This window comes from Nocardioides asiaticus, assembly GCF_040049175.1.
GTDB classification, from domain to species: domain Bacteria; phylum Actinomycetota; class Actinomycetes; order Propionibacteriales; family Nocardioidaceae; genus Nocardioides; species Nocardioides cheoyonin.
The window spans coordinates 176,763-201,182 of record NZ_JBDZDM010000006.1; the positions used below are offsets into that span (position 1 = coordinate 176,763).

The window sequence follows — 24,420 nt, forward strand, 5'->3', positions numbered from 1 at the left end:
TCAGACGCTCACCGCCGCGCGGATCGACTCCCGCAGCGAGCCCATGGTGGCGAGGACGGCGGTCGGCTCGTAGCCGCAGTGCGCCATGCAGTTGGCGCAGCGCGGGTCCTTGCCGCGGCCGTAGGCGTCCCAGTCGGTCGTCTCGATGAGCTCGTCGTAGGTGTCGACGTACCCGTCCTCCATCAGGTAGCAGGGCTTCTGCCAGCCCTTGAGGGAGTACGACGGGATGGCCCAGGCCGTGCAGTCGAAGTCGACCTTGCCCTCGAGGAAGTCGAGGAACAGCGGGCTGTGGTTGAGCCGCCACTTCTTCCGCCGGCCGTCGGCGAACGCCTTCTTGAACAGCTCCTTGGTCTGGGTGGTGCCGAGCCAGTGCGTCTGGTCGGGCGCCTTCTCGTAGGCGAAGCCCGGCGAGATCTGCATGTTGTCGACGTGGAGCTCGTCGTTGAGGTAGTCGAGCACGTCGATGACGTCCTGCGGGCTGTCGTTGTCGAAGAAGGTCGTGTTGGTCATGACCCGGAAGCCCTTCTCCTGGGCCATCCTGATCGCCTCGACCGCCTGCTTGAAGACGCCCTGCTTGCTCACCGACTCGTCGTGGCGCTCCTCGAGACCGTCGATGTGGACCATCCAGGCGAAGTTCTTGTGCGGGGTGAACTTGTGGATGTGCTTCGGCAGCAGCACCGCGTTGGTGCAGAGGAAGACCATCTTCTTCTTGGCGATCAGCTGCCGCACGATCTCGTCGATCTGCGGGTGCATGAGCGGCTCGCCGCCGGCGATGGAGACCATCGGGGCGCCCGTGTCGACGACCGCCGAGACGGCCTGCTCGACCGGCATCCGCTGCTTGAGCACCGAGGCGGGGTGCTGGATCTTGCCGCAGCCGGCGCACTTCAGGTTGCACGCGAACAGCGGCTCCAGCTCGATGAGCAGGGGGAACTTCTTCTTCCGCAGGACCTTCTGCTTCATCAAGTAGGTACCGATCTTGATGGTCTGGTGCAGAGGCATGGACATGCGCTGTGCCGCCTTCCTTGGGCTCAACTTCTCTTAGATCACTTCTCGGGGCAGCGTGAATCGGACGCTCTCGGAGACCACCGGGGTCTCGCGTACGTCGACGCGGCCGAGGCCGCCGATCCCGGCGACGACCTCGTCGACGAGGTGGGGCGGCGCCGACGCGCCGGCGGTGATGCCGACGGTGCCGACGCCCTGCAGCCAGGCGAGGTCGACCTCGGAGAGGTCGTCGACGAGGTACGCCGGCGTGCCCTCCCCGCGGGCGACCTCGACGAGCCGCTGGCTGTTGGACGAGTTCCGCGAGCCCAGCACGATCACCAGGTCGCTCTGCCGCGCCACCGACCGCACCGCCTGCTGGCGGTTGGTGGTGGCGTAGCAGATGTCGTCCTTGCGGGGTGCGTTGAGCGCCGGGAAGCGCTCCCGCAGGATCGTGGCGGTCTTCTCCGCCTCGTCGACCGCGAGGGTGGTCTGCATGACGTAGGAGACCTTCTCCGGGTCGGCCGCCTCGACCGTCTGGGCCTCGTCGGGGTCGTTGACGACCACGACGTTGCCGGGTGCTTCGCCGAGCGTGCCGACGACCTCCTCGTGGTCGGCGTGGCCGATCAGGAAGACCGTGTGGTCGAGGCCGGCGAAGCGGCGTACCTCGGTGTGGACCTTCGTCACCAGCGGGCAGGTGGCGTCCACGGTCCGCAGCCGGCGCGCCTCCGCCTCGGCCCGCACGGAGGGGGCGACGCCGTGGGCGGCGAGGACGACCACACTGCCCTCGGGCACCTCCTCGACCTCCTCGACGAAGATCGCGCCCTTCTGCTCCAGCTCGGCCACCACGTGGCGGTTGTGGACGATCTGGCGGCGTACGTAGACCGGCTCGCCGAACTTGTCGAGCGACCGGTCGACGATGTCGATCGCCCGCTCGACGCCGGCGCAGAAGGAGCGCGGCGCGGCGAGCAGGATCTCCCGGTCAGCAGTCGCCCGCACCCAGTCCTCGAGGACCGGCGCGGCCCGGCGCAGCATCACCAGCGCCTTGATCCCGCGCGGAGCCGTGCCGAGGCTGAAGAGCCGCTGGTCGGGCGTGTCCACGATGGCGCGTACGACGACGGCCTGGCCCTCCGGGACACCGGCGAGCAGCAGCGCCGACTCGGTGTCGACGGCGAGGTTGCCGGCCTCCGCCAGCACGGCCCGCTCGCTCGGGTCGTCGACGATCGCCTCGGCGGTGGCGAGCGGACCGTGGTGGACGGTGAAGCCGGCCCGCCGCAGGGCGCCGACGAGCAGCGCCGAGGCCGGGCACGCGGTGACCTCGCCGGTGGTCAGGTCGCGGACCTCGGTCGCCACGACGAGATCGCCGGGCTCGACGTCAGCCCGCAGCGCGCCGGCGACGCCGGTGACGAGCCGCGGCCCGACCGGCAGGTCGCCACCGCCGCGGGACCGTCCGGTGCGCAGGGCACCGCCGGAGAGCCCCGGCGAGACGGCGAGCCACTCCGTGCGCAACGGCGTACAGACCACTCCTGTCATGCACTCTCCTCATGCTCGACGGCGCTGCGCGCGTAGCGCCCCAGCGCCCACATGGGGAAGACCTGGCGGTACATCTCGTAGCCGATGTAGAAGAAGCCGGGGAACCCGGTGCCGGTGTAGAGGTCCTCGTCCCAGCCGCCGTCGGGGCGCTGCGTCTCGACGAGGTAGGCGATGCCGCGCTCGACGGCCCTGCTCGTCCTCTCGGGAGACGCCTCGCCCGCGGCGATCAGGGCGAGCAGCGCCCATCCGGTCTGCGACGGGGTGGACGCACCCCGGCCGACCCAGGCCTTGTCCTTGTAGGAGCGCAGGTCCTCGCCCCAGCCGCCGTCGACGTTCTGGTGCTTCTCCAGCCACCGGACGGCGGCGCGGATCTGCGGGTCCTGCGGGGAGACGCCGGCGGCGACCAGGCCCGGGACGGCGGCGCCGGTGCCGTAAAGGTGGTTGGCGCCCCACCGGCCGAACCAGGACCCGTCGGGCTCCTGGTGGCGCAGCAGCCAGGTGACGCCGCGGCGGCACTCCGCCGAGTCGGCGAGCCCCTCCGCGGCCAGCATCTCGACGACGTGGGCGGTCACGTCCGCTGACGGCGGGTCGATGACGTTGCCGAAGTCGCAGAACGGCAGCCTGGTCGCCAGCTCCTTGGTGTTGTCGGCGTCGAACGCCCCCCAACCGCCGTCCTTCGACTGCATCCCCGCACACCACGCGACCGCCTTGTCGAGGGCGGCACGCAGCCGCCCCGACTCGGCGTGCTTCACACCACGCAGCGCGAGGACCATCTCGGCGGTGTCGTCGGTGTCGGGGTAGATGTCGTTGGCGAACTCGAACGACCAGCCGGCCGAGGGCAGGTCCGGGCGGCGTACCTGCCAGTCGCCGTCGGCGGCGACCTGCTCCTTCAGCAGCCAGTCGGCGGCGCGGAGGACGGCCGGGTCGTCGGCGGGTACGCCGGCCTCCTGCAGCGCGGCGAGGGAGAGGCCGGTGTCCCACACCGGGGACTGGCAGGCCTCGAGCCACCGCATCGGCCCTTCCGGCCCCTCGGGCACCTCGACGAAGAAGTCGTCGAGACCGGCGAGGGCCTTCGCGAGGGCCGGGTGCTCCAGGGAGTAGCCGAGCTGGTTGAGCGCGAGGATCGAGTAGACCCAGGGCGGCTGGATGCCGCCCCACCCGCCGTCGGCCTCCTGCCGGGCGAGGATCCACTCCGCGGCCTGCCTCATGGCGAGCTTGCGGACCGGGTTGAACGGCAGCTTGCCGAAGAGGCGTACGCCGACGTCGAGCCGCTGGAACACGCCGGCGATCGTCCACAGCGGGTCGAACCGGTCGGGCGCGGCGTGGGTGCGGATCGGCTCGACGTCGAAGGGCACCGGGCGGACCGGCCGCTTCGCGGAGACGATCATCAGCGGCACGATGGTCTGCCGCGCCCAGCACGCCCAGTTGTAGACATTGAGCGGGAACCACGACGGCAGGAAGATCATCTCCGGCGGCAGCGTCGGGCACTCGTCCCACTCCCAGAGCCCGACGAGCGACATCCACATGTGGGTGAAGACCCGGGCCTTCTCGAGACCGCCGTTGTCGCGGATCCAGGCGGCGCCGCGGAGCATGTGGTCGGCGTCCACGGGGTCGCCGGCGAGCCGCAGCGCGACCCAGCCCTCGACGCTCGTCGAGAGGGTCCCGGGCGCTCCCGGGTAGTCGCCCCAGCTCCCGTCGGCGCGCTGCTGCGAGCGGATCCAGCGGGCGCTGCGCTCCTGGTCGTCGGGGTCGACGATGCCGAGGAAGTGGCGCATCAGCATGTCCTCGGCGTCCATCGTCACATTGGTCGCGAGGTCGCCCTTCCACCAGCCGTCCGCGTGCTGACGCGACCGCAGGTGGTCCACCGCCGCGTCGAGGGCGGCGCGTACGTCTCCCCTGACATCACCGGTGGGCTCGATCCTCTCGAGGGTCATGACTTCCTCTCTGTGACGAAGTGGGCGAGGTCGGTGAGCGTGGCGCGGCCGTCGTCCGAGATCGGCAGGTCCTCGAGCGCGGCGAGCGCGGCGCTCACGTGGGCGTCGGCCTGCTCGGCCGCCCAGGCGCGGCCACCGGCCTTCTCGATCAGGTCGGCGGCGTACTGCAGCTCCTCGGTGTCGGCCTGCGACCGGGCGGTACGACGCGCGAACCACTCGCGGAGCTGCTCGCCCGCGTCGCAGCCGTGGTCGAGCGACCAGACGACGGGCAGGGTCTTCTTCGCGGCGGCGAGGTCGGCGAAGACCGGCTTGCCGGTCACCTCGGTCGCTCCCCAGATGCCGAGCAGGTCGTCGACGATCTGGAACGCGAGCCCCAGCTCGAACCCGAAGGTGTGGAACCCGTCGACCGTCTTCTGGTCGGCACCGGCGAGGATCGCGCCGATCGAGGCGCTCACGGCCAGCAGCGAGCCGGTCTTGCCGGCCACCATGCCGAGGCAGTCCTCGAGGGTGACGTCGTCGCGGGACTCGAAGATCACGTCCTCCGCCTGACCGCGGATCAGCTCCCGGGTGGCCGCGGTCAGGGCGAGACCGGCGGCGACGGCGTACGACGAACCGCCGGTGGCACCTGCGAGGCCGAGCTCCTCGTGGGCGAGCGAGAGCATCGCGTCGCCGACCAGGATCGCGGTGGTGTCGTCCCAGACCGTCCAGACCGTGGGGCGGTGGTGGCGTGCCTCGTCGCGGTCGATCAGGTCGTCGTGGACGAGGGAGAAGTTGTGGACCAGCTCGACCGCCACGGCACCGGGCAGGGCCGGATTGTCGGGACCAGGATGATCGGGGCCCGGACCATCGGGACGGGGCGCGGCGCCGGCCGTGAGTGCCTCGGCGGCCAGCAGGGCGAGACCCGGGCGGAGCCCCTTGCCGGCCGACCCGTCGGAGGGGTTGCCGTCGGCGTCGACCCAGCCGAAGTGGTAGGCCGCGACCCGCCTCATGTGGGGGTCGAGCCGGTCGACCGCCGCGCGCAGACCCGGGTCCCACAGTCCCTTCGCCGTGGTCAGCCATTCGCGGGCCGAGGTCGTCCCGATGGCCGCTCGCAGGCGCTCGCTCATGCCGCCCCCACCTCCATGCTCTGCTCGAGGACGGCGTCGGCGGCAGCGTCGCCACTGCGGACCGCGCCCTCCATCGTGGCCGGCCAGCCGGTGGCCGTCCACGCACCTGCCAGGTAAACATGCGCACTTTTCGTGCGCGTTTCCGGACGGAAACGGCCCGAGCCGGGCACCGGCCGGAAGGTCGCGTGGCGCTCGCGCGTCACGAAGAAGTCGCGCAGCTCCGCCCCCCGCGCGCGGGGCAGCAGCGCCTCGACGCGCGGGACGAACCGCTCGCGCAGCGTCGCCACCGGGAGGTCGACGAGGTGCTCGGCGGCGGACAGCGAGACGGCGAGGTACTGGCCGTCGCTCAGCCCGCTGTGGGCGGTGCGGTCGAAGACCCACTGCAGCGGGCTGTCGACCGCCGCGACGAACGGCTCCTCGAGCACCGGCCGGTCGTAGACGAGGTGGAGGTTGATGATCGGAGCGCTGCCCAGTCGCTCGGACCAGCCGGGCTCCAGGCCGTCCGGGAGGGTGCCGGAGACGAGCGCCTCCGCCTCCGGCGCGGGGGTGGCGACCACGACGTCGTCGGCCTGCAGCTCGTCGAGTGAGGCGACCTTCGACCCCAGGCGTACGTCGACGCCGGCGTCGGCCAGGGCCTTGGCGGCCGCGTCCCCGTGGAGCTGCTGCAGGGGTACGCGGGACCAGCCGATGTCGGCGGCGCCCGCCTCGCTGAGCAGACCGAGCTGGAAGACCGTTGCGGCGAGCGCGAGCGAGGCCCGCTCCGCGGGTGCGTTGAGGGTGGCGACCCCGATCAGGTCCCAGACCGCCTCGACGGCGCGGGGGCTCTGGCCGTGGGCGGACAGCCACGCCCCGAAGCTGCGGGCGTCGGTCTCCGCCGCCGTTCGGTCCACCCCGCCGAGCGCGAGCGCGGCGGGCACGACCCGGGCACGCTCGAGAGGCGAGAGCCAGCGATACCGCGCCAGGGCAGCGCCCAGGTGCAGCGGAGCCGGCAGCCCGCTGCGCCGGAGGCGGCCGACGCCGTCGTACGCCTCGCTCAGGACGGTGACGTCGAGCCGGTCCTGCAGGGTCACCTGGTCCCTGACGCCGAGCCGGTCGAGGAGGGCGAGGTAGGAGGTGCAGCAGCGCAGGAAGACGTGCTGGCCGTTGTCGACGCACAGGCTCTGCTCACCGAGGGCGCGACGGAAGCTGTGGGTCAGGCCGCCGAGCTTCGGCTTCGCCTCGTGGAGGGTGACCGGGCAGCCCGCGTCGGCCAGCCGGAGGGCGGCGGTGATCCCGGCCAGCCCCCCACCGACGACGGCGACGGTGCGGGCGCTCATCCGCGGCCGACCAGGGAGACGAGCGCGACGCGCGCCTTGTGGGCCGTGGAGAGGCTGAGCCGCTTGTCGTAGACCTGCACCGGGTCGGCGGCGATCACCTTGAGCAGGTGCCGGTAGATGCCGGCCATCGCGGCACAGCAGGCGGCGCTGCGCCGGTCGAGGTGCGGGACGAGCCGCAGGCCGAGGGCGTACCAGTCCTCGGCACGCGCGGCCGCGAACCGGATGTAGGCCGCCAGCCGGCCCTCCGGGTCGTCGAGGTCACCCACGGCGTCGGTGCGCAGGTCGATACCCCACTCGGCGAGCTCGCTCTGCGGGAGGTAGACCCGGTGGTTGCCGAGGTCCTCGCGGATGTCGCGCAGGATGTTGGTCTGCTGCAGCGCGATGCCGAGCTGGTCGGCGAACAGCTCGACCCGCGGGTCGATCGCGCCCCCGCGATCGGACCCAGCGCCGAAGATGGAGAGGCACAGCCGGCCGATCGACCCGGCCACCTGCCGGCAGTAGACGACGAGCGCGTCCCAGTCGGCGATCCTCACCTCGTCGGCGAGGTCGGTCTCGACGCCGTCGACGAGCTCGCCGAACGCGGAGAGCGGGATCGGGAAGCGCGTCGCCGCGTCAGCGAGGGCGAGCAGGACCGGGTCGGAGCTCTGCGTCGACCCCTCGCCGAGCGCCTCGAGGTCCTGGCGTACGGCGGCGAGGTCCTTGAGCTTCGTCTCGCGCGGCAGGTCGCCGTCGCCGATGTCGTCGACGCGGCGGGCCAGCGCGTAGACAGCGCAGAGCGCGGTCCGCTTGTGCTCGGGCAGCAGCCGGATCCCGTAGTAGAAGTTGCCGGCCTGCTCCTTGGTGATCCGCTCGCACTCGGCGTAGGCGTCGGCCAGCGTCGGGGGCAGCGTGGGACTCGTCGCGATGGTCGCTCGCTGACGCTCGCTCATGCGCGCCCCCGGACGAGGGCCGTCACCGCGTGCCGGGCGATGTCGGTCCTGCGCGGGGAAGCGTGCTGGGCGAGGACGTCGCCGTCGACCCGACGGAGGGCGTCCACGACCGCGAGGCCGCCGCCGACGAACCCGGCGACCGCGAGCCGGGCCCAGCCGCGGAGCCGGCCGACGAGGGCGCTGCCCTCGTGGAGCATCGCCTCGGCGCGCTCCGTCTCGGCGAGGACGAGCGCGCGCAGCTGCTGCGTGGCCCGACCCGATCGCACGGCGGCGTCGAGGGCGGCCTCGTCGACGGCGTACGACACCAATGTCTCCTGCGGCAGATAGACCCGGCCGGCGCGCCGGTCCTCCCCGACGTCCTGGAGGTGCTCGACGATCTGCAGGGCGGTGCAGACCCGGTCGGAGAGCACGACCCGGTCAGGGGTCGAGGCGCCGAACAGCTCGAGCACGATCCGGCCGACCGGGTCGGCCGAGAGCCGGCAGTAGCCGAGGAGGTCGTCGAGGGTGGCGTAGCGGCTGACCGCCTGGTCCTGCAGGTTGGCCTCGATCAGGTTCAGGAACGGCTCCTCGCTCAGCGAGCAGTCGGCGACGGTCCCGGCGAGACGGCGCAGGAGCGGCGAGTCGGGGGTCGCGCCCGTCCAGATCAGCCGGGTCTGCTCGCGGAAGCCGGTGAGGGCGGCGACCCGGTCGCCGGCGTACGAGTCGCCGAGCTCGTCGACGTGGCGGGCGAAGCCGTAGACGGCGTGCAGGTGCTCGCGGTGGCGGCGGGGCAGGAGGCGCAGTGCGACCGGGAAGTTCTCGCCGGCCTCCCTCCCCTCCCACGAGGTCTCCGACACGAGTAACGCCATGAAAGCAATCAAACACCCGGAGGGGCTCCGCGCTCTGTCCCCACTCCGCGTCTTTTCGATAGGAGAACTTGTCACGCCGTTACAATTTCGCGCATCACCAGTCTCATTCGGCACCCCGGAGGTCGTCGTGGCGCAGGACCTGGCGGTCGCCGAGCTTCTCGAGGCCCAGCTGGCCGAGCGGCTGCCGCAGCTGCTGCTCGACGTACGCGACCGGCTGCTCACCGGCTGGCCCGACTACGCGGCCTTCCTCGACGAGGACCTCGACGAGATCAGGGACGGCGCCGGGTTGTTCCTCCACCGGCTGATGGTGCTCGCCACCAGCGGCATGTCCGACGGCATCCGTCCGCTCGAGGACGAGCAGGCGGTGCAGGTCGTCTTCCAGCAGATCGGCGAGCGGCAGTGGCAGCTCGGCCACGACCTGACCCGGCTGCTGACGGCGTACCAGGTCGGCGCCCGGGTCGCGTGGCGCCACGTCGCCGAGACCGCGACCGAGCTCGACCTGCCCGGTGAGGTCATCGCCGGCCTGGCGGAGTCGGTCTTCGACTTCGTCAACCACCTCTCGCAGGCCTCGACGCAGGGCTTCGTCCGCGCACAGCGCGCCGACGCGCGCGCCCGCGACCGCTACCGCGAGGAGCTCACCGAGCTGCTGCTCTCCGAGCGGTCGACGATGGCAGCGGTCCGGGCCGCCGCCGACCGGGCGCGGTGGCGGCTGCCCGCCCGGGTCGCGCTCGTGCTCGGCCAGGACGAGGGCGAGCTGCTGTCCCGTCTCGACATCTCGACCCTCCCGGTCAGGCAGGACGACCTGGTCGGCGCGATCATCGCCGACCCGACCGACCGGGAGCGGCTGCGGCGCTCGCTGCGCGGACTGGCCTGCGTCGTCGGGATCACCGTCCCCGTCGAGCTGGTCGCCCGCAGCGTCGAGCTCACCCAGGTCGCCCTCGGGCTGGCCCGCGACGGCGTCCTCACCGGCAACCCGGTCTTCGTCGACGACCACCTCGACACGATCATCGTCCACCGCGACGACCGGCTGCTGGCGTTCCTGCGCGAGCAGGTCCTCGCGCCGCTCCAGGACCTGCCCAAGGGCGCCCGCGACCGGCTCACCGAGACGCTCGTGTGGTGGCTGCGCCACCAGGGCGACCGCACCGCGGTCGCCGAGGAGCTCCACGTCCACCCGCAGACGGTGAGCTACCGGATCAGCCGGCTCCGCGAGCTGTACGGCGACGCGCTCGACTCGCCGCGGGAGCGGACCCGGTTGCTGCTCGCGCTCAACTGGTCATAGCGGCTGCTCAGCTGACGGCCGCGTCCGAGGTGTCGCCGTCGTACGGCGTCTCGGAGAGCACGTAGAGCCGCTCACGGAGCCGCTCCTCCATCCGCCGGGTGAGCCGCTCGGCGTCGACGAGCTCCGGGTCGGTCGCCATCCCGATGCCGAGGACGCCGTCCCAGCTCAGGGCGCCGACGACGAACGGTGCCCCCGGCGCCGGGGGCAGGATCGGGTAGACCTCGACGAGATCGACCCCGGCCATCGAGAGCCGCTGGGTCGGCCCAGGCATGTTCGAGACGATCCCGTCGAAGAACCGGTGGCCGTAGACCGTGCGCGCGAACCATCCCACGAACGGCTCCGGGAAGATCCGCAGCAGGTGAGCCATCACCCACCTGCTGGCCAGCGCGCGCGTCGGCCGGCGCAGCCGGGCGGTGACGCCGGCGATCTCGTCCATGAGCGCACCGGTGTCGTCGGCCCGCAGCGGCACGTCGACCATCACGGCCGCGGTGGCGTTGCCCTCCGCTGCGGCCCCCGGCTCTCGCACCATGAGAGGCACGGCGACCCGGATCCGCCCCTCGGCGGCGGCCGCGAGCTCGGGGTGGGTGTCGGCGAGCGCGCCTGCCGTCAGGGCGAGCACCAGGTCGGTGACGCGGTGCGGGCGCGCCGCCTGCTTGAGCTCCTCGAGCCTGATCGCACCGGTCGCGAACTGCCGTCCGGTGCCGGCGACGCCGATCCCGCCGTTCTTGCCGCCGTCGGTGGCGAGCTGCGCGAACCCGACCGCCGTCGCGGCGGCGGTCTGCAGACCGCCGGGCCGGTAGGCCGGCTCGGGCAGACCGATCCGGGGACGGAGGATTTGCATCGCCTGCAGGACCGTGCCGATGCCGTCGGCGATCGCGTGGTGGAGCAGGAACAGCAGGCACTTCGTGCCGTCGCCCATGTCGAGGATGACGATCCGCCAGAGCGGCCGGTCGCGGGGGAACCGCTCGGAGAGGATCCGCGCGACCGCCTCGTCGACGCCCTTGCGGCCGGGCACCTGCCACTCGACGACGTGCCAGTCCCAGTCGACGCTCGGCACGGCGACCCACCGGGCCCGCCGCCAGCGGCCGCGCTGCTCGATCCGCTGGGTGAAGCGAGGGAGGTTGCCGAGTTCGCTCCGCACCAGCTCGACCAGGTCGTGCCGGTCGGGGTGCCGGGCGATCGCGGGCTCCCAGACGACCAGGCCGCCGACGATCTGCGGGTGGCCGGCGTCCTCGACGTGGAGGAAGAACGCGTCGGCGGAGGGAATGATCGACCCCTCCCAGTACGGATGGATCCACAGGGCGATCCGGTCGGCGACGAAGACGAGGACGACGGCGCCGACCCCGTCGAGCAGGTAGTGGTTGGCCGTGGCCAGGATGACGACCAGCGTCACCGTCACGTGCACGGCGCTGACCCACTGCACCCAGCGGGGCACTCCGGCCCACAGCAGCGCGACGCTCACCCACAGCGCCCAGCCGAGGTGCAACGACGGCATCGCGGCCAGCTGGTTGGCCCCGCTGACCAGCGGCGACCCCCACGAGCCCCACGTGTGGCCGGAGGTCACGGTGTCGATGAACTCGTTGCCCGGCAGCATCCGCGGCGGCGTCGTCGGATAGAGCCAGAAGCAGGTGATGCCGCCGACGGTGACCAGCACGAACGACGTACGCGCCCGGCGCCAGACCTCGGGATGGCGCCACAGCAGGTAGACCAGGGTCGCGATGGCGCTGAGGATGTAGGTGAAGGCGTACTCGTAGTTCGCGATCGTCGTCAGCGTCGCGTGGCCGGCAAGCCCGTCGTTGAGCCACTTCTCGAGGTCGATGTGGAGGTGGTCCTCGAGGTGCGTGAGCGCGAAGCCGTGCCGGTCGGCGGCGGCCCGCCGGTCCGGGTCGTGGAGCGAGTCGACGAGCAGGTAGTAGCCGAACACCAGCAGGCCCAGCAGGACCTGCTGCCAGACCACGACGCGGGGTTGCTTGTCAGGCACCGTTCGCCTCCGGCTCGGGTTCGGTGGGGTTCCAGGCACTCAGCGAGGGCGAGTGCACCAGACCTATCACGCCGAGGACCAGCAGCGCGCCCGCTCCCGCAAGACCGGCCAGCGCACCCGGCGTGGTCGGCGGGTCGGCGCGGAAGGCGATGATCCCGACGAAGTAGCTCGCGATCGGGTTGACGATGTTCATCGCCGACACCGACCACGGCAGCGGGCCGGCCGCGTGGGACAGCTGGCCGAGGGCGAGCCCGACGCCGGTGCTGCCGGCGAGCGCGTAGCCCACCCAGTCGCGCGCGGTGTAGGCGACCCCCTCGTCGAGCAGGTCGTCCGCGGTCAGCTTCATGAACATCGCGGTGAGCGCGAAGCAGACCCCGGCCGCGCAGGCGAGCAGGATCGCTGCCAGCGCCGGCGAGGGCCGGAACCGGCTCGCGACCACGAGGACCGCGATCACGCCGACGGCGATCACCGTGACGAGGAAGACCAGCCACCGGTCGGCCTCGCCCTGGAGCGGGGCGGCGCCGTCGACCACCATCAGCAGCGCGACGCCCCCGCAGATCGCCAGCCCCGAGATCCAGTCCAGGGGCTTCGGCCAGCGCTTCGACTCCCACGACGCGAGCGGCATCGTGAAGAGCACCTGCGTCGTCATCAGCGGCTGTACGGCGGCCACCGACCCGAGCCGGAGCGCGGCCGCTTGCACGAAGAAGGCGAGCAGGTTGACGAACCAGCCGAAGAACCAGGTCGGGCTCTTCAGCAGCCGGCGCAGCAGCAGCACCCCGCCGCTCAGCCCGCGCCGCGACAGCTTCGCCCCGGGGTGGTCGGGCAGGTGGGTGCTCGCCCGCTGCTGCAGCCACGCGGACAGCGCGAACCCGAACGCCGCGGCCAGGCCGAGCACGAGGACGACGTATGCGCGGGTCACCGGTCTCCTCCCCCGCTCCGGCCTCCTCGGTCGCTCCTCACCTGCTCCCCGAACCGACGCGACAGCGCCCGGAACGGCGACGGGGCGACGGCGCGTACGGCGGGCGCGATCCGGGTCCAGCCCGGGACGAAGACCTCGTCGCGGTCGAGCTCGACCGCCTCGACGACCACCTTGGCGACGTGCTCGGGGGTGACCGGACGCGGGTTCCTGCGGTCGTACGGCCGGCCCCTCGCGTCGAAGAAGCCGGTCGCGACGGCGGCCGGCACGACGACCGTGACGCCGACACCCGAGCCCGCCAGCTCGAGGCGGAGGCTCTCGGCGAAGGCGTCGAGACCGGCCTTGGCGGCGGCGTACACCGCTTCGCCGGCGACGCCGGTCCGGCCGGCGATGCTCGTGACGTAACAGAGGTGGCCGCGACCGCGCTCCAGCATCCCCGGCAGCAGCAGCCGGGTCAGCCGGATCGAGGCCGCGAGGTCCACCGCGAGCAGCTCCTCGATGTCGTCCGTCGCCATCGCGGCGAAGGGGCCCGAGTGGCCGCGGCCGGCGTTGGCGACGAGCAGGTCGACGCGGCCGTGCACGGCGAGCGCCTGGTCGACCAGTGCGTCGACCCCAGCCGGGTCGGCGAGCTCGGCGAGCAGCGGGGTGCCGCCGGTGGCCTCGGCGACCGTCGCGGTGCGGTCGGCATCGCGGCCGTGGACGAGGACGTGGGCGCCGGCGACGCACAGGCGGGTCGCGACGGCGGCGCCGATCCCCGCTGAGGCACCGGTGACGAGCGAGACTCCGCCCGCCAACCGCATATCAGCCTCCAGCACGCACCCCGGACCGGACCCGGATCCGGCCACACTCTCCGTTTCAGCAAGGTAGCACCGCGGTCGATTCCCGTTCGTGCGCATTTCGCCGTACGAGCGGCGCGTCGCCGCAAGCTTTCACCAAGGCCGGACTCAGCGGTCCGAGGGGCCGCCGGCCCGCTCGGCCACCGGCCGGACGAGCGGGCGGACGACGAGCACCCGGTCGCGGACCCGCCGGGACGCGACGACCGCAAGGCCGACAGCGGCGAGGGAGACGGGCGCGACGGCGTACGCCGCGGGCGCGGCTCCCGGCTCGGCCGTGAACGGCGCCAGCACCCCGACCACGGCGACCCCGCCGACGAGCAGCCGACGCGCGGCTGTCGGGAGGGGTACGACGGCGAGGAACGGCGCCGCCCAGAGGAGGTACCAGACCCGGACGGCGGAGCCGAGCAGCGCCGCGGCTACCAGGGCGAGCCCGATCCACGCCACCGTCGTCCTCGGTGTCCGCGCCGACCTCGGTCCCACGACGACCGCCGCCGCTGCGACGACGGGCAGGACCCGCACCAGGTCGCGCGCCGGGCCCTCGACCAGCCGGAGCGGCGAGAGCTGGGTCAGCACGCTGCCCGGCACCCCCAGCGCGTGCACCCAGCCGACGCCGAGGCCCGTGACGAGCCCGAGCCCGAGGAGCACGCCGACCGCGACCGCTCCGACGTAGGCCAGCCGGCGGAGCCGCCGGCCCAGCACCGCCCCGGACGGCAGGCTCAGCACCGCCAGGCCGGGCAGGACGAGCAGCGCGGGGACCTTCACCGCGGCGGCGAGGCCGACCAGGGCGGCCGCGGCGAGCCAGCGCTCGCGGGCGACGGCGACCCCCGCCGCCGCGAGGCCGACCATGAGCAGGTCGTTGTGCAGGCCGCCGAGGCCGACCCCGAGCGCAAGCGGCGAGGCGATCACCAGCGCGGTCGCGGGCGCCGGGAACGCCCCGGTCCGGCGTGCCAGTCGCGGCACCGCCCAGCCGAGCAGCGCCAGCCCGGCCAGCGCCGCGAGCCGGTGGCCGAGCACGAGGAGCAGCGGGTCGGAGGTGAGGCGCGCGAGCGCCCCGCCGTACGCGATCGGGAGCGGTCCGTACGGCGACGGGGTGCTCAGCCAGCGTGGGTCGACGGCGTCCACGATCGGTTTGGCGTCCGGCTCGGTCAGCCGTCCGCCGAGGGCCGCCGGCCCGTGCTCGTACGGCGAGAGGCCGGCCGCGGCGAGCGCGCCCTGCGCGGCGTACGCCCACCCGTCGAGGCTGAACAGCGGCGGCGCGACCAGGAGCGGCGCCGCCCACGCCGTCGTACACCTGGTGACGAGGTGCAGGTCGGAGGTGAGATGAGTGCGGTGCAGCAGCTCGGCCGAGGCCACGGCGAGCAGCGCCAGCCCGGCGACGACGACCGCCAGCGCGACGGGCCGAGCGGAGGGGTCCGTGCGCACCGCCGACAGCGGCGCGGCCAGGAATCCGGGGAAAGCGAGCGAGGCGGGCAGGGCCGCCACGGCCCAGCCGCCGAGGAGCACGAGCAGGCTCCCCACCAGTCCGCGGACCACGAAGCCTCGGACGAGCAGCCCTCGGACCACCACGCCGCCGACGCTAGGAGGCGCCGGTCCCGCGACCGCCGAACGACTGGCTGCGCCGTGGTGAACACTCCGCGGACGATCCCTGAAGCGGTGTCGTGACCCCCGTAGGCTGGTGGCCGTGCAGTTGGGTCAGTATCCGGCGCCACGACATACGCTCGCGCATCTCTCCGACACACACCTTCTCGCCGGCGGCAAGCGGCAGTACGGCACGGTCGACCCCGAGCCGGGCCTCGTCCGGGCGCTCGAGCGGCTGGGCGGGCTGCCGACCCCGCCGCAGGCGGTCGTGCTCACCGGCGACCTCACCGACCTCGCCGAGCCGGCGGCGTACAACCGGCTCCGCGAGCTGGTCGAGCCGGTCGCCGCGGAGCTCGGCGCGCAGATCGTGTGGGTGATGGGCAACCACGACGAGCGCTCTGCGTTCTCCTCCGCGTTCTTCGGGGAGGCGTCGACGCGGACGCAGGACCGGGTGTACGACGTCGCCGGGCTGCGCGTCGTCGCCCTCGACACCTCGGTCCCCGGCTGGCACCACGGCGAGCTCGACGACTCGCAGCTGGCCTGGCTCGCCGACGTGCTCGCCGACCCCGCCGAGCACGGCACCGTCCTCGCCATGCACCACCCGCCGGTCCCGCTCCCGCTCGACGACGCCAACGTCACCATCGAGCTCGAGGCCCAGGACCGCCTCGCCGAGGTGCTCGACGGCTCCGACGTACGCACCATCCTCGCCGGCCACATGCACTACTCGACGTACTCCACCTTCGTCGGCATCCCCGTCTCCGTCGCCTCCGCGAGCTGCTACACCGTCGCGCTCGGCGTGCCCGACAAGTTCTACTCCGCCGTCGACGGCCACCAGGCGATCGCCGCCGTCCACCTGTACGACGAGGGCGCGGGCGGCATCTCCGGCGCGCCGGTCGTCCACTCCGTGCTGCCGCTCGGTGACGCCCCCGAGGTCACCAGCTATCCCACCGCCGTCGCCGACGAGCTCGCCTCGCTCTCCCGCACCGAGCGGCGCGAGCTGCTCTCCCGCAAGGGCCGGGAGGCGCGCGCCGAGCGCCGCGAGTTCCGCTCGGCTCACTCCTGAGCCAGTCGCCCTGTCACCAGTTTGCGGACCAGACTCGCCGGGAGCGGCTCGCCGACCGCGAAGTGGAGTGACCCCTTCGTCATCGTGAGACCCTCGAGCTCCGCTCCGAGCGCGCTCAGGACCGAGCCGCTGTGCGGCAGGTACGCGAGATGGTGCTTGAACGCCGCGAAGCCGGCCACCGTCCTGCCACCGACCTTGAACGCCGGCGCGCCGTACGAGACGCCCTGCTCGGCGTCGGGGACGACCGCCAGGATGTCGCGCCGGAGCTGCTCCAGCGTCGCCCTCTGGTCGTCGGCGAGAGCCGCGAGGTAGCTGTCGATGTCCGCTGCCGACATGCACCGAGTCTCATCCCGCGATGCCCAGATGTGAACCGCGCATGGCGGTTGCCGGTTGATCGGTCAGGACATGGGTGAGAGTCCTGTGGCTCGACAACACAACATGTACGGCACCTCGGGAGCGATCTTCTTCTGACGGCTGACCAGCTCATCCTCATCGGTGGTGCGCGCCTGGCATCCGGCAAGAAGATCGTGACCCACGTGATCGTGACCACGACACTGTGGATAACTCGAATACGTCTTCGAATATCAAGAACAGGGTTGTAGCATAGAGCCATGGCAACCGACCTCGACCCTTCCGGCCCGCGCACGGTCCTCGACCGCGCCGGCGAGGTGCTGCGCCTGCGCCGTGCGGCAGAGGTCGAGGATCTCGAGCTGTGCCTTGCCTGGGCCGACCTGCACGGCCTGGAGCCATCCACCTACGTCCCCGGCGGTGACCGTCTCGTGACGTTGGGCGGCGGCGGCACGCCGGCGGTGCGCGACCTGAGCCTGGAGGAGCTGAGCCTCGCCCGGCAGGTCCATGTCAATGCCACCCGCGCGGCGGTCGCCGACGCGCTCGACCTGCGCCACCGGCTGCCGGCGGTGTGGGCCGCCACCCGACGACTCGAGTGCGAGCCCTGGCTGGCCCGCAAGATCGCCCGGATGTCCCGGCACCTCGACCGGCATGCCGTCGCGCTCGTCGACCAGTCGGTCTCGGTCGCGCTCCAGCAGGCGCCCGCCCGCGTCATCGCGATCGCCGAGGCCGCGATCATCGAGGCCGACACAGCGGCCCACGAGGCCCAGCTCGAGCAGAAGCGGCGCGAGCGCGGGGTCTGGCTCGGCAGGCTCAAGGCGGCCGACCCGGCGGACCCGGAGTCGGGCCGCGCGATCCAGTCGGTCTACGCCAAGGTCAGCCCCGCGGGCGCCCACTTCGTCGACGACCTCGTCAACCAGATCGCCGATCGCCTCGCCCACGACGCGGGACTGCGGGCGCAGCACCACCCGGACCTTCCCGAGCACCCCACCCGTGGCCAGCTCCGAGCCGCCGCATTCGAGTGGCTCGCCCGCCCCGACGACGTGCTCCACGTCCTCGACGAGACCTCCGACGAGCCCGACGAGTCCGACGAGTCAGGCGCCGCGGCGCCGGCGCCTCGCCAGAAAGCCGTCGTCTACGTCCACCTCCACGAGTCGGCGCTCCTCGCCGGCCAGGGCGTCGCCCGGGCCGAGTCGTTCGGTCCGGTCCTGCTCACCCGATTGGTCGACCTGCTCGGTCACGCTCACGTCGAGCTCAAGCCGGTCATCGACCTCAACACGGGCGCGAGCATCAACGGCTACGAGCACCCCACCGCGATGCGCGAGCGAGCCCACCTCCGGGTCGCCGGCGACGTCTTCCCGTACGCCGCGAGCCTCAGCCGCCGGCTCGACGCCGACCATCCCGTCCCCTACGACCCGGGCGGACCGCCCGGGCAGACCGGCGACCACAACATCGCACCACTGAATCGCCACGCCCATCGGGCCAAGACCCACGTCGGCCACCGGGTCGAGCAGCTCGGGCTGTCGAGCTACCTGTGGACCAGTCCTCACGGTCTGCAGCACCTCGTCTGCCCGGAGGGCACGTTCCCGCTCCGCTCCGACCAGGTCGAGCTGCTGCGCGCCTACCACGCACCGGCGGCGTGAGACGGACGAGCCGGCCCCCGTCTGCCTCGGGGACCGGCTCGCCGCCGGCAGCCTGATCGCTGTCGATCAGCTGCGCTGGGTCAGCGACGACCACCCCCGGAGCCGCCGTGACCACCGCCGTGACCGCCGTGACCACCGCCGTGCAGCTTGGCGGCGACAGCGGTGAAGAACGCGGAGCCGTTCGGGCTGCCGACGCCGGTCTCGTCGTCGTACCCCTTCACGTCGTGCAGGGTCGAGGTCTGGACGTCGATCTGCTGCAGTCGGTAGAGGTAGCCGTCGCTGCTGTCGAGGTAGTTGTTGTAGTCGGTCCGGACCTCGTAGACCGGCTTCTTCGGGGCCACCTCGTCGTGCAGGGCGCTGCTCCCGGCCAGGCTGTAGAGCAGCGGGTTCGCGAACCCGATCGGCTTGCCCGCCGCCTGCCCGGCGACCGCGGCCATGCCCGCGAAGAGCGGGGAGGAGAGGCTGGTGCCACCGATCCGGTAGGTGTCGTAGTAGGTGCCGTCGGGGAACACCTGGGTCTCCCCGACCTCCATGCCGGTGTTCGGGTCGCCGACCGCCGAGACGTCGGGGACGACCCGGGCGGCCGAGGAGCCGGTGCCGGACATCGAGGTGGGTACGACGCCGCGCTGGTACGCCGGCTCGGCGTAGATCTGGCTGGCGCCGCCACCGCCGCCCGAGCTGTAGGCGAAGGAGCCCCAGGAGCCGTCGCTGAGCGGGGCGTAGGCGCTCTGCCAGCCGTACTCGCCGAGCCAGTCGTTCTTCTTGCCGATCTCGAGGCTGGTGCCGCCGACGCCGGTGACGTACGGGACGTCGGAGGGGAACTCCGCGGTCTTCGCTGACGGGTCGGTGCCGCCGGCGGTGTGGTCGCCTGCGTCACCCGAGGAGAACGACACGGTGATGCCGGTGAGGGCCGCCTCGAGGGAGTACTCGTCGTAGAAGTCGATGTAGGACTGGCCCAGCTCAGCGGGGTCGTCGATGCCGTCGGACCAGGAGTTCGTGATCACGTCGGCGACGTGGTTGTCGATCGTCTCGGCCCAGGCCTCGTCGAGCCCGGTGACGCAGTCGGACCCGCCGACGTACACGACCTTGGCTCCGGGCGCCATCGCGTGGACGGCCTCGACGTCGAGGGTCTCCTCGCCGTACCAGCCGTTGCCGCCGCACTCGTCGATGTAGCCGTAGTCGGAGGGCAGGATCTGGCTGAACTGGCCGCGCTTGAACGCAGCCGTGCCGTGGGTGGTGGCGTACTTGTTGGCGTCCTGGAGGATCGTCGGGGATGCGTACGCGTCGGTGATCGCGACGGTGATGCCCTTGCCGTCGATCCCCTTCTTGAGCATCGGCGAGACGCCGTACGCGCCCTGGAGCTGCTTCGGGCCGTAGCCGCAGACGGCGTACGGCTGGGTCTTGCCGGCCTCCTTGGGCTGGTCGGTGGCCAGCTTCTGGCCGTAGTACGCCGAGCAGGGCTGCACGCCGTAGCGGGCGCCCTCCGGCGGGCCGGGCAGCTCGTCGGCGGGCTTCTTGAGCAGGCTGCCCTGGTCGAGGCCGACGATGCCCTCGATCGCGCCGGTGACGGCCGAGGAGGTGGAGGCCGGCAGCGAGAGAGCGGTGGCGTTGGCGTGGACGCGGTGGCCGTCGAAGCGGTAGGCGCGCATCTGCGTGTCGAAGACCTTCTCGACGGTCGCCGCCGACCCGTGGGCGGTGACCAGCATCCGGCCGGGCATCGTCTTGTCGACGGTGAAGCCCTGGCCGGCGAGCCAGCTCTTCACCGCGGCGACCTGGGCGGTCGTCGGCGCGAACCGACTGCGGAACTCCGAGGTCGACAGCCAGTCGCCGTACGTCGAGGAGTCCGGGTCGCTCAGCTGCTGGACGAGCGACTCGGCGCCCGCCTGGTCACGCAGATGCAGCAGGACCGAGAAGTGCAGCTGGGTGCTGTCGGCGACGGCGCCGACGCTCTTCGCCTGCGAGAGCCAGCGCGGCTTGCTCTCGGCGAGTCGGTGGCGCTGTCCGGTGTGGGCGGCCGGTGAGGTCGTGCGGGTCGCGGCGTGCGCCGGGCTGACCGCTGCTGATCCGAGCGTGGCCAGTGCGACGCCGGTGGCGGCGGCTGTGACGGCGGCGGCCAGCCGAGCCCGAGGCGAGACGTGCATATGCGTGTCCTTCCCGAGGAAACGTCCCCGAGGTTTGCGGGGTTGACCGGACCCAATCCCGCGGCGGGCCGGCCGGTCAACGGCTGAGGTCGGCCTGAGCGGCTTTGTTTGGCAAATATTTAGGTTTCCGAACCACCGACACCTCAGAGGAAGGTCCGGCCCTCGCCGCGGTACGTCGGCACCGACTCGACGACCTGCTCGCCCGCCATCAGGTGGAGGGCGTCGACGCGCTCGCAGAGCTCACCCGCCTTCGCGTGCCTGAACCACACCCGGTCGCCCAGCCGCAGGCCGTCGGCGGCGGCGCCGTGGAGCGGGGTCTGCACCTCGCCGGCACCCTCGGTGCCGATCAGCCGCAGGCCCTCCGGATACGTCGGAACGGGCACCCGGTCGGGCCCCGGTGGCCCGGACGCGATCCAGCCGCCACCGGCGACAGTCACGATTCCAGGGGCCGGACGGCGTACGACGTCGAGGCCGAAGAGCGCCGCCGGGGCCGGCGTGAAGCCGTCGTAGCGGTCGAACAGGGTCGGTGCGTAGAGCCCGGAGCCGGCCGCCACCTCCGTCACCGAGGGGTCGGCGGCGGTGGTCTCGACGCTGCCGGTGCCGCCGCCGTTCACGAACTCGAGGTCGGCCAGCCGGCGTACGGCGGCCACGACCGCGCCGCGACGCTCTGTGAGCTCGGCGACGGACGCCCGCTTCAGCCGGCGTAGGACCGGGACCTGCAGCGGCTTGCCCAGCGGACGGTCGGGTACGCCGGCGACCTGGCCCTCGTACGCCATCAGCCCCACCAGCCGGAAGCGCGGGTCGTCGACCACCAGCCGGGCGAGCGCGACCGCCTCCCCGACCGAGTGGACCGGCGAGCGCCGTGGGCCGACGTGGACCCGGCCGCCGGCGATCCGGAGCGAGGCGTCGAGGTCCAGACAGACCCGCAGCGGCGCCGCGTCGGCGACCTCGGCGACCGCCGCGCGGACCAGGTCGAGCCCCTCGGCGCCGTCGACCATGACCGCCACCCGCGACGCCGCGACCGGGTCGGCGGCCAGCCGGGCGAGGGCGCGCCGCTCCGCCGAGGGGTAGCCGACAACCACGTCGTCCCACTCCTCGGCGAGCCAGAGCGCCTCGGCGACGGTGAACGCCAGCACCCCGGCGAACCCGGGGACCGCGAGGACCCGACGCAGCAGCGCCCGGCAGCGGACCGACTTGCTGGCAACGCGCAGCGGAGTGCCGCCGGCGCGGCGTACGAGATCGGCGGCGTTGGCGTCGAAGGCGTCGAGGTCCACGACGGCGACGGGGCCGTCGAGGCCGGCAGTCGCGCGGTCGAGTCGGGCGTACTGGGTCGACGGCACGGTCCATCACTATCAGACTGTCCGCCGTGAGCGAGTGGGCGAACTGGGCCGGCAACCAACGCGCGGACGGGATCGAGATCGCGACCCCGCGGACGGCCGAGGAGCTGGCCGCGCTCGTCGTCGCGGCGCGAGGGGCCGGCCGGAGCGTCAGGCCGATCGGCAGCGGACACTCCTTCACCCCGATCGGGGCCCCCGAGCACGTCCAGGTCAGGCTCGACCACCTCAGCGGGATCGTCCGGGCGGACCGGGAGTCCCGCCTGGTGACGGTTCGTGGCGGCACTCGGCTGAGGGACCTCAACCGCGGACTCGAGGCGCTCGGCCTGGCGATGACGAACCTCGGCGACATCGAGCAGCAGACCATCGCCGGCGCGATCGCGACCGGTACCCACGGCACCGGCGCCCGGTTCGGCGGCCTCGCCACCCAGGTCCGCGGCCTCGAGCTGCTGCTCGCCGACGGTTCGACCCTGGTGTGTACGCCGGAGCAGAACCCCGACGTACTCGACCTCGCCCGGGTCGGCCTCGGCGCGCTCGGCATCGTCACCGCCGTCACGCTCCAGACCGAGCCGCTCTTCGCGCTCACCGCCCGCGAGGGCGGCGGCGAGCTGACCGACGTGATGGCGGCGTACGACGACCATGCCGACGGCACCGACCACTTCGAGTTCTACTGGTTCCCGCACACCACGAGGGTGCTGACGAAGCACAACACCCGCCGTCCGCTCGACCCCGACAGCCCGGGCAACGGCCTGGACCCGCTCCCCCGGCTCCGCGAGTGGTGGGACGACGAGTTGCTCAGCAACGCCGTCTTCGGCGCCACCGTGAAGCTCGGCGGCCGCGTCCCGCGACTTGTCCCGCCGCTCGCCCGGCTCGCGGCGGGCGCGCTCTCGCCGCGCGAGTTCACCGACGTGTCCCACCGCGTCTTCACCAGCCCGCGCCGGGTGCGCTTCGTCGAGATGGAGTACGCCGTCCCGCGGGCGGTCGGGATGGAGGTGCTGGGAGAGCTGGTGGCCGCGGTGGAGCGCAGCGACTGGCGGATCTCCTTCCCGGTCGAGGTCCGCGTGGCGGCCGCCGACGACGTACCCCTCTCCACGGGCTACCAGCGGGCGAACGTCTACATCGCGATCCACACCCCGCCGGGGTCGCCGGACCGGGCCGACTACTTCGCGACCTGGGAGCGGATCGCCGGCGAGGCCGGCGGCCGGCCGCACTGGGGCAAGGTCCACCACCTCGACGCCGCCACGCTGCGCACGCTCTATCCCCGCTTCGACGACTTCGTCGCGCTCCGCGACCGGCTGGACCCGCACCGGGTGTTCGGCAACGAGCACCTCGCGAAGGTGCTGGGCGGATGAGCGAGGCGACGGCGAGGCCGGCCGACGAGACCGGCGTCGAGCCGTACGCCCGCGTCCCCACCCGCTGGATCACCCGGTTCGCCCTGGTCTGGCTGGGTGTGTGGATGGCCTGGCTGGTGCCGGTCCAGCTCGCCCTCCCCGAGCAGCTCGACACGATCGACCACGCGCACCGCTACCGCGACTTCGGGATCATCAACGCCGTCGCCGGGATCGTCACGCTCGCCCTGCTGCCGGTGTGCGGTGCGCTCTGCGATCGCACCCGCAGCCGGCTGGGGAGGCGGAAGGTCTGGGTGCTCGGCGGCACGGCGGCGTACGCCGTCGCGCTGGTGCTCACCGGCTACCAGCACTCGTGGGGAGCGCTGGCGGCGACCTGGGGGCTCGCCGCGGCGGCGGTCTGCGCCATCACGGCCGGGCTGACCGCGACCGTCGCCGACGAGGTGCCCGACGAGCAGCGCGGGTTGGTCTCGGGGGCGATGTTCGGGCCGCAGTCGGTCGGGCTCGTCGTCGGTCTCGTCGCCGTCGAGGGGCTGTCGGCGGCCGGCCGCTACTGGTCGATCGCCCTCGCGCTGCTCGTGCTCGCGCTGCCGTTCCTGCTGCGCTACCGCGACGTCGACCCCGGCCACGGCGCGCCGGCGCTGTCGGTCGCCGAGATCGTGGAGAGCCTGTGGGTCGACCCGCGCCGGCACCCCGACTTCGGCTGGGCGTTCGGCTCGCGGCTGCTGGTCAACATCGGCAACGCGCTCGGCACGACGTACCTCTACTTCTTCCTCAAGGACGACCTGCACGTCTCCGACCCGGACGCCTCGCTGCTCGAGCTGAGCCTCATCTATGTCGTCTTCACGCTGTTGGCGACGTTCGCGGGCGGCGTCGCCTCGGACCGGTCCGGGCGGCGGAAGGTCTTCGTCGGCGTCGCCGCCGCCCTCCAGGGCCTCGCGGCGCTGCTGCTCGTCGCGTTCCCGTCGTACGCCGTCGCGGCGGTTGGCGCGGCCCTGCTCGGTGCGGGCTACGGCGCGTTCCTCGCCGTCGACCAGGCGCTCGTCACCGCCGTCCTGCCCAGCGCGGACGACCGCGCCAAGGACCTCGGCATCCTCAACATCGGCACCAACGTCCCGCAGGCGCTCGGCCCGCTCATGGCCGCCGCCCTGGTCGCCTGGGTGGGCTTCGGCGCGATGTTCGCAGTCGCCGGGCTGATGTCGCTGGCCGGTGCCGTGATGGTCCGGCCCGTCAGGGCGGTCCCCTAGCCCGGCACTGGCCAAGCGCCGGTCGTGTCGAAGTCGCCGTCCGTTCAGACCGTGCGGTCACCTT

At 72.8% G+C, this 24,420-nt stretch carries 19 protein-coding genes; 5 read left to right on the plus strand and 14 right to left on the minus strand.

Translation table 11 applies throughout. The features are described 5' to 3' along the window. Genes hpnH through hpnC form a run of 7 tightly spaced genes read right to left on the minus strand, consistent with a single transcriptional unit; the run spans nt 1 to nt 8,644 of the window. The gene (gene hpnH, locus ABLE53_RS20960) at nt 1-1,005 is read right to left on the minus strand and encodes an adenosyl-hopene transferase HpnH (RefSeq protein ID WP_348861093.1); all 1,005 of its coding nucleotides are present in this window, start codon (nt 1,003-1,005) and stop codon (nt 1-3) included. A 33-nt stretch (nt 1,006-1,038) separates the two neighbouring features. Further along, the gene (ispH, locus tag ABLE53_RS20965) at nt 1,039-2,511 is read right to left on the minus strand and encodes a 4-hydroxy-3-methylbut-2-enyl diphosphate reductase (RefSeq protein ID WP_348861094.1); all 1,473 of its coding nucleotides are present in this window, start codon (nt 2,509-2,511) and stop codon (nt 1,039-1,041) included. Then, entirely contained in the window at nt 2,508-4,445 is a 1,938-nt protein-coding gene (gene shc, locus ABLE53_RS20970) for a squalene--hopene cyclase (RefSeq protein ID WP_348861095.1), read from the minus strand. The genes ispH and shc overlap by 4 nt, the downstream gene beginning before the upstream one ends. Further along, nucleotides 4,442-5,551 (minus strand): polyprenyl synthetase family protein, encoded by a 1,110-nt coding sequence (locus tag ABLE53_RS20975; RefSeq protein ID WP_348861096.1) that lies wholly within the window; start codon nt 5,549-5,551, stop codon nt 4,442-4,444. Before ABLE53_RS20975 ends, shc begins: the two co-directional genes overlap by 4 nt. Beyond that, nucleotides 5,548-6,867 carry a hydroxysqualene dehydroxylase HpnE gene (hpnE, locus tag ABLE53_RS20980; protein WP_348861097.1) on the minus strand — a complete coding sequence of 440 codons (1,320 nt, stop codon included), beginning with the start codon at nt 6,865-6,867 and terminating at the stop codon, nt 5,548-5,550. Before hpnE ends, ABLE53_RS20975 begins: the two co-directional genes overlap by 4 nt. Further along, entirely contained in the window at nt 6,864-7,796 is a 933-nt protein-coding gene (gene hpnD, locus ABLE53_RS20985; protein WP_348861098.1) for a presqualene diphosphate synthase HpnD, read from the minus strand. The genes hpnE and hpnD overlap by 4 nt, the downstream gene beginning before the upstream one ends. Then, nucleotides 7,793-8,644: a squalene synthase HpnC gene (hpnC, locus tag ABLE53_RS20990; RefSeq protein WP_348861099.1), complete on the minus strand. Its 852-nt coding sequence runs from the start codon at nt 8,642-8,644 to the stop codon at nt 7,793-7,795. Before hpnC ends, hpnD begins: the two co-directional genes overlap by 4 nt. Before the next feature lie 127 nt (nt 8,645-8,771). Here hpnC and ABLE53_RS20995 point away from each other — a divergent pair, with 127 nt between their 5' ends. Further along, nucleotides 8,772-9,923: a PucR-like N-terminal domain-containing protein gene (locus ABLE53_RS20995; RefSeq protein ID WP_348861100.1), complete on the plus strand. Its 1,152-nt coding sequence runs from the start codon at nt 8,772-8,774 to the stop codon at nt 9,921-9,923. 7 nt (nt 9,924-9,930) lie between these two features. Here the strand turns inward: ABLE53_RS20995 and ABLE53_RS21000 are convergent, their stop codons facing one another. The 4 genes from ABLE53_RS21000 to mptB form a co-directional block, all read right to left on the minus strand. Continuing rightward, nucleotides 9,931-11,904, minus strand: a complete 1,974-nt coding sequence (locus ABLE53_RS21000; protein ID WP_348861101.1) for a bifunctional phosphatase PAP2/O-acyltransferase family protein — start codon at nt 11,902-11,904, stop codon at nt 9,931-9,933. Then, nucleotides 11,897-12,823, minus strand: a complete 927-nt coding sequence (locus tag ABLE53_RS21005; protein ID WP_348861102.1) for a DMT family transporter — start codon at nt 12,821-12,823, stop codon at nt 11,897-11,899. Before ABLE53_RS21005 ends, ABLE53_RS21000 begins: the two co-directional genes overlap by 8 nt. After that, nucleotides 12,820-13,635 carry an SDR family NAD(P)-dependent oxidoreductase gene (locus ABLE53_RS21010; RefSeq protein WP_348861103.1) on the minus strand — a complete coding sequence of 272 codons (816 nt, stop codon included), beginning with the start codon at nt 13,633-13,635 and terminating at the stop codon, nt 12,820-12,822. Before ABLE53_RS21010 ends, ABLE53_RS21005 begins: the two co-directional genes overlap by 4 nt. Before the next feature lie 129 nt (nt 13,636-13,764). Further along, nucleotides 13,765-15,222, minus strand: a complete 1,458-nt coding sequence (mptB, locus tag ABLE53_RS21015; RefSeq protein ID WP_348861104.1) for a polyprenol phosphomannose-dependent alpha 1,6 mannosyltransferase MptB — start codon at nt 15,220-15,222, stop codon at nt 13,765-13,767. A 115-nt stretch (nt 15,223-15,337) separates the two neighbouring features. Here mptB and ABLE53_RS21020 point away from each other — a divergent pair, with 115 nt between their 5' ends. Further along, nucleotides 15,338-16,297 (plus strand): metallophosphoesterase, encoded by a 960-nt coding sequence (locus tag ABLE53_RS21020; protein ID WP_348861105.1) that lies wholly within the window; start codon nt 15,338-15,340, stop codon nt 16,295-16,297. Here the strand turns inward: ABLE53_RS21020 and ABLE53_RS21025 are convergent. Then, on the minus strand, nt 16,288-16,632 hold the full coding sequence (locus tag ABLE53_RS21025) for an iron chaperone (protein ID WP_348861106.1): 345 nt from the start codon (nt 16,630-16,632) through the stop codon (nt 16,288-16,290). The genes ABLE53_RS21020 and ABLE53_RS21025 overlap by 10 nt on opposite strands. A gap of 276 nt (nt 16,633-16,908) precedes the next feature. Here ABLE53_RS21025 and ABLE53_RS21030 point away from each other — a divergent pair, with 276 nt between their 5' ends. Then, nucleotides 16,909-18,288, plus strand: a complete 1,380-nt coding sequence (locus ABLE53_RS21030) for a hypothetical protein (RefSeq protein WP_348861107.1) — start codon at nt 16,909-16,911, stop codon at nt 18,286-18,288. 80 nt (nt 18,289-18,368) lie between these two features. On the opposite strand, the gene ABLE53_RS21035 is transcribed toward ABLE53_RS21030, so the two are convergent. Continuing rightward, nucleotides 18,369-20,429, minus strand: coding sequence for a S53 family peptidase (locus ABLE53_RS21035; RefSeq protein WP_348861108.1), 2,061 nt, complete (start codon nt 20,427-20,429; stop codon nt 18,369-18,371). A 143-nt stretch (nt 20,430-20,572) separates the two neighbouring features. After that, entirely contained in the window at nt 20,573-21,769 is a 1,197-nt protein-coding gene (locus ABLE53_RS21040; RefSeq protein WP_348861109.1) for an amino acid deaminase/aldolase, read from the minus strand. Between the two features lie 26 nt (nt 21,770-21,795). On the opposite strand from ABLE53_RS21040, the gene ABLE53_RS21045 reads away from it, so the two are divergent. Beyond that, nucleotides 21,796-23,115, plus strand: coding sequence for a D-arabinono-1,4-lactone oxidase (locus tag ABLE53_RS21045; RefSeq protein ID WP_348861110.1), 1,320 nt, complete (start codon nt 21,796-21,798; stop codon nt 23,113-23,115). Next, nucleotides 23,112-24,356 carry an MFS transporter gene (locus tag ABLE53_RS21050; RefSeq protein WP_348861111.1) on the plus strand — a complete coding sequence of 415 codons (1,245 nt, stop codon included), beginning with the start codon at nt 23,112-23,114 and terminating at the stop codon, nt 24,354-24,356. Before ABLE53_RS21045 ends, ABLE53_RS21050 begins: the two co-directional genes overlap by 4 nt. The last annotated feature ends 64 nt before the right edge of the window (nt 24,357-24,420 follow it).

What these genes read in the sequence shown, in the direction of transcription:
- hpnH (WP_348861093.1), bottom strand. Translation starts at nt 1,005, where the DNA reads ATGTCCATGCCTCTGCACCAGACCATCAAGATCGGTACCTACTTGATG.
- ispH (WP_348861094.1), bottom strand. Translation starts at nt 2,511, where the DNA reads ATGACAGGAGTGGTCTGTACGCCGTTGCGCACGGAGTGGCTCGCCGTC.
- shc (WP_348861095.1), bottom strand. Translation starts at nt 4,445, where the DNA reads ATGACCCTCGAGAGGATCGAGCCCACCGGTGATGTCAGGGGAGACGTA.
- ABLE53_RS20975 (WP_348861096.1), bottom strand. Translation starts at nt 5,551, where the DNA reads ATGAGCGAGCGCCTGCGAGCGGCCATCGGGACGACCTCGGCCCGCGAA.
- hpnE (WP_348861097.1), bottom strand. Translation starts at nt 6,867, where the DNA reads ATGAGCGCCCGCACCGTCGCCGTCGTCGGTGGGGGGCTGGCCGGGATC.
- hpnD (WP_348861098.1), bottom strand. Translation starts at nt 7,796, where the DNA reads ATGAGCGAGCGTCAGCGAGCGACCATCGCGACGAGTCCCACGCTGCCC.
- hpnC (WP_348861099.1), bottom strand. Translation starts at nt 8,644, where the DNA reads ATGGCGTTACTCGTGTCGGAGACCTCGTGGGAGGGGAGGGAGGCCGGC.
- ABLE53_RS21025 (WP_348861106.1), bottom strand. Translation starts at nt 16,632, where the DNA reads ATGTCGGCAGCGGACATCGACAGCTACCTCGCGGCTCTCGCCGACGAC.
- ABLE53_RS21030 (WP_348861107.1), top strand. Translation starts at nt 16,909, where the DNA reads ATGGCAACCGACCTCGACCCTTCCGGCCCGCGCACGGTCCTCGACCGC.
- ABLE53_RS21035 (WP_348861108.1), bottom strand. Translation starts at nt 20,429, where the DNA reads ATGCACGTCTCGCCTCGGGCTCGGCTGGCCGCCGCCGTCACAGCCGCC.
- ABLE53_RS21050 (WP_348861111.1), top strand. Translation starts at nt 23,112, where the DNA reads ATGAGCGAGGCGACGGCGAGGCCGGCCGACGAGACCGGCGTCGAGCCG.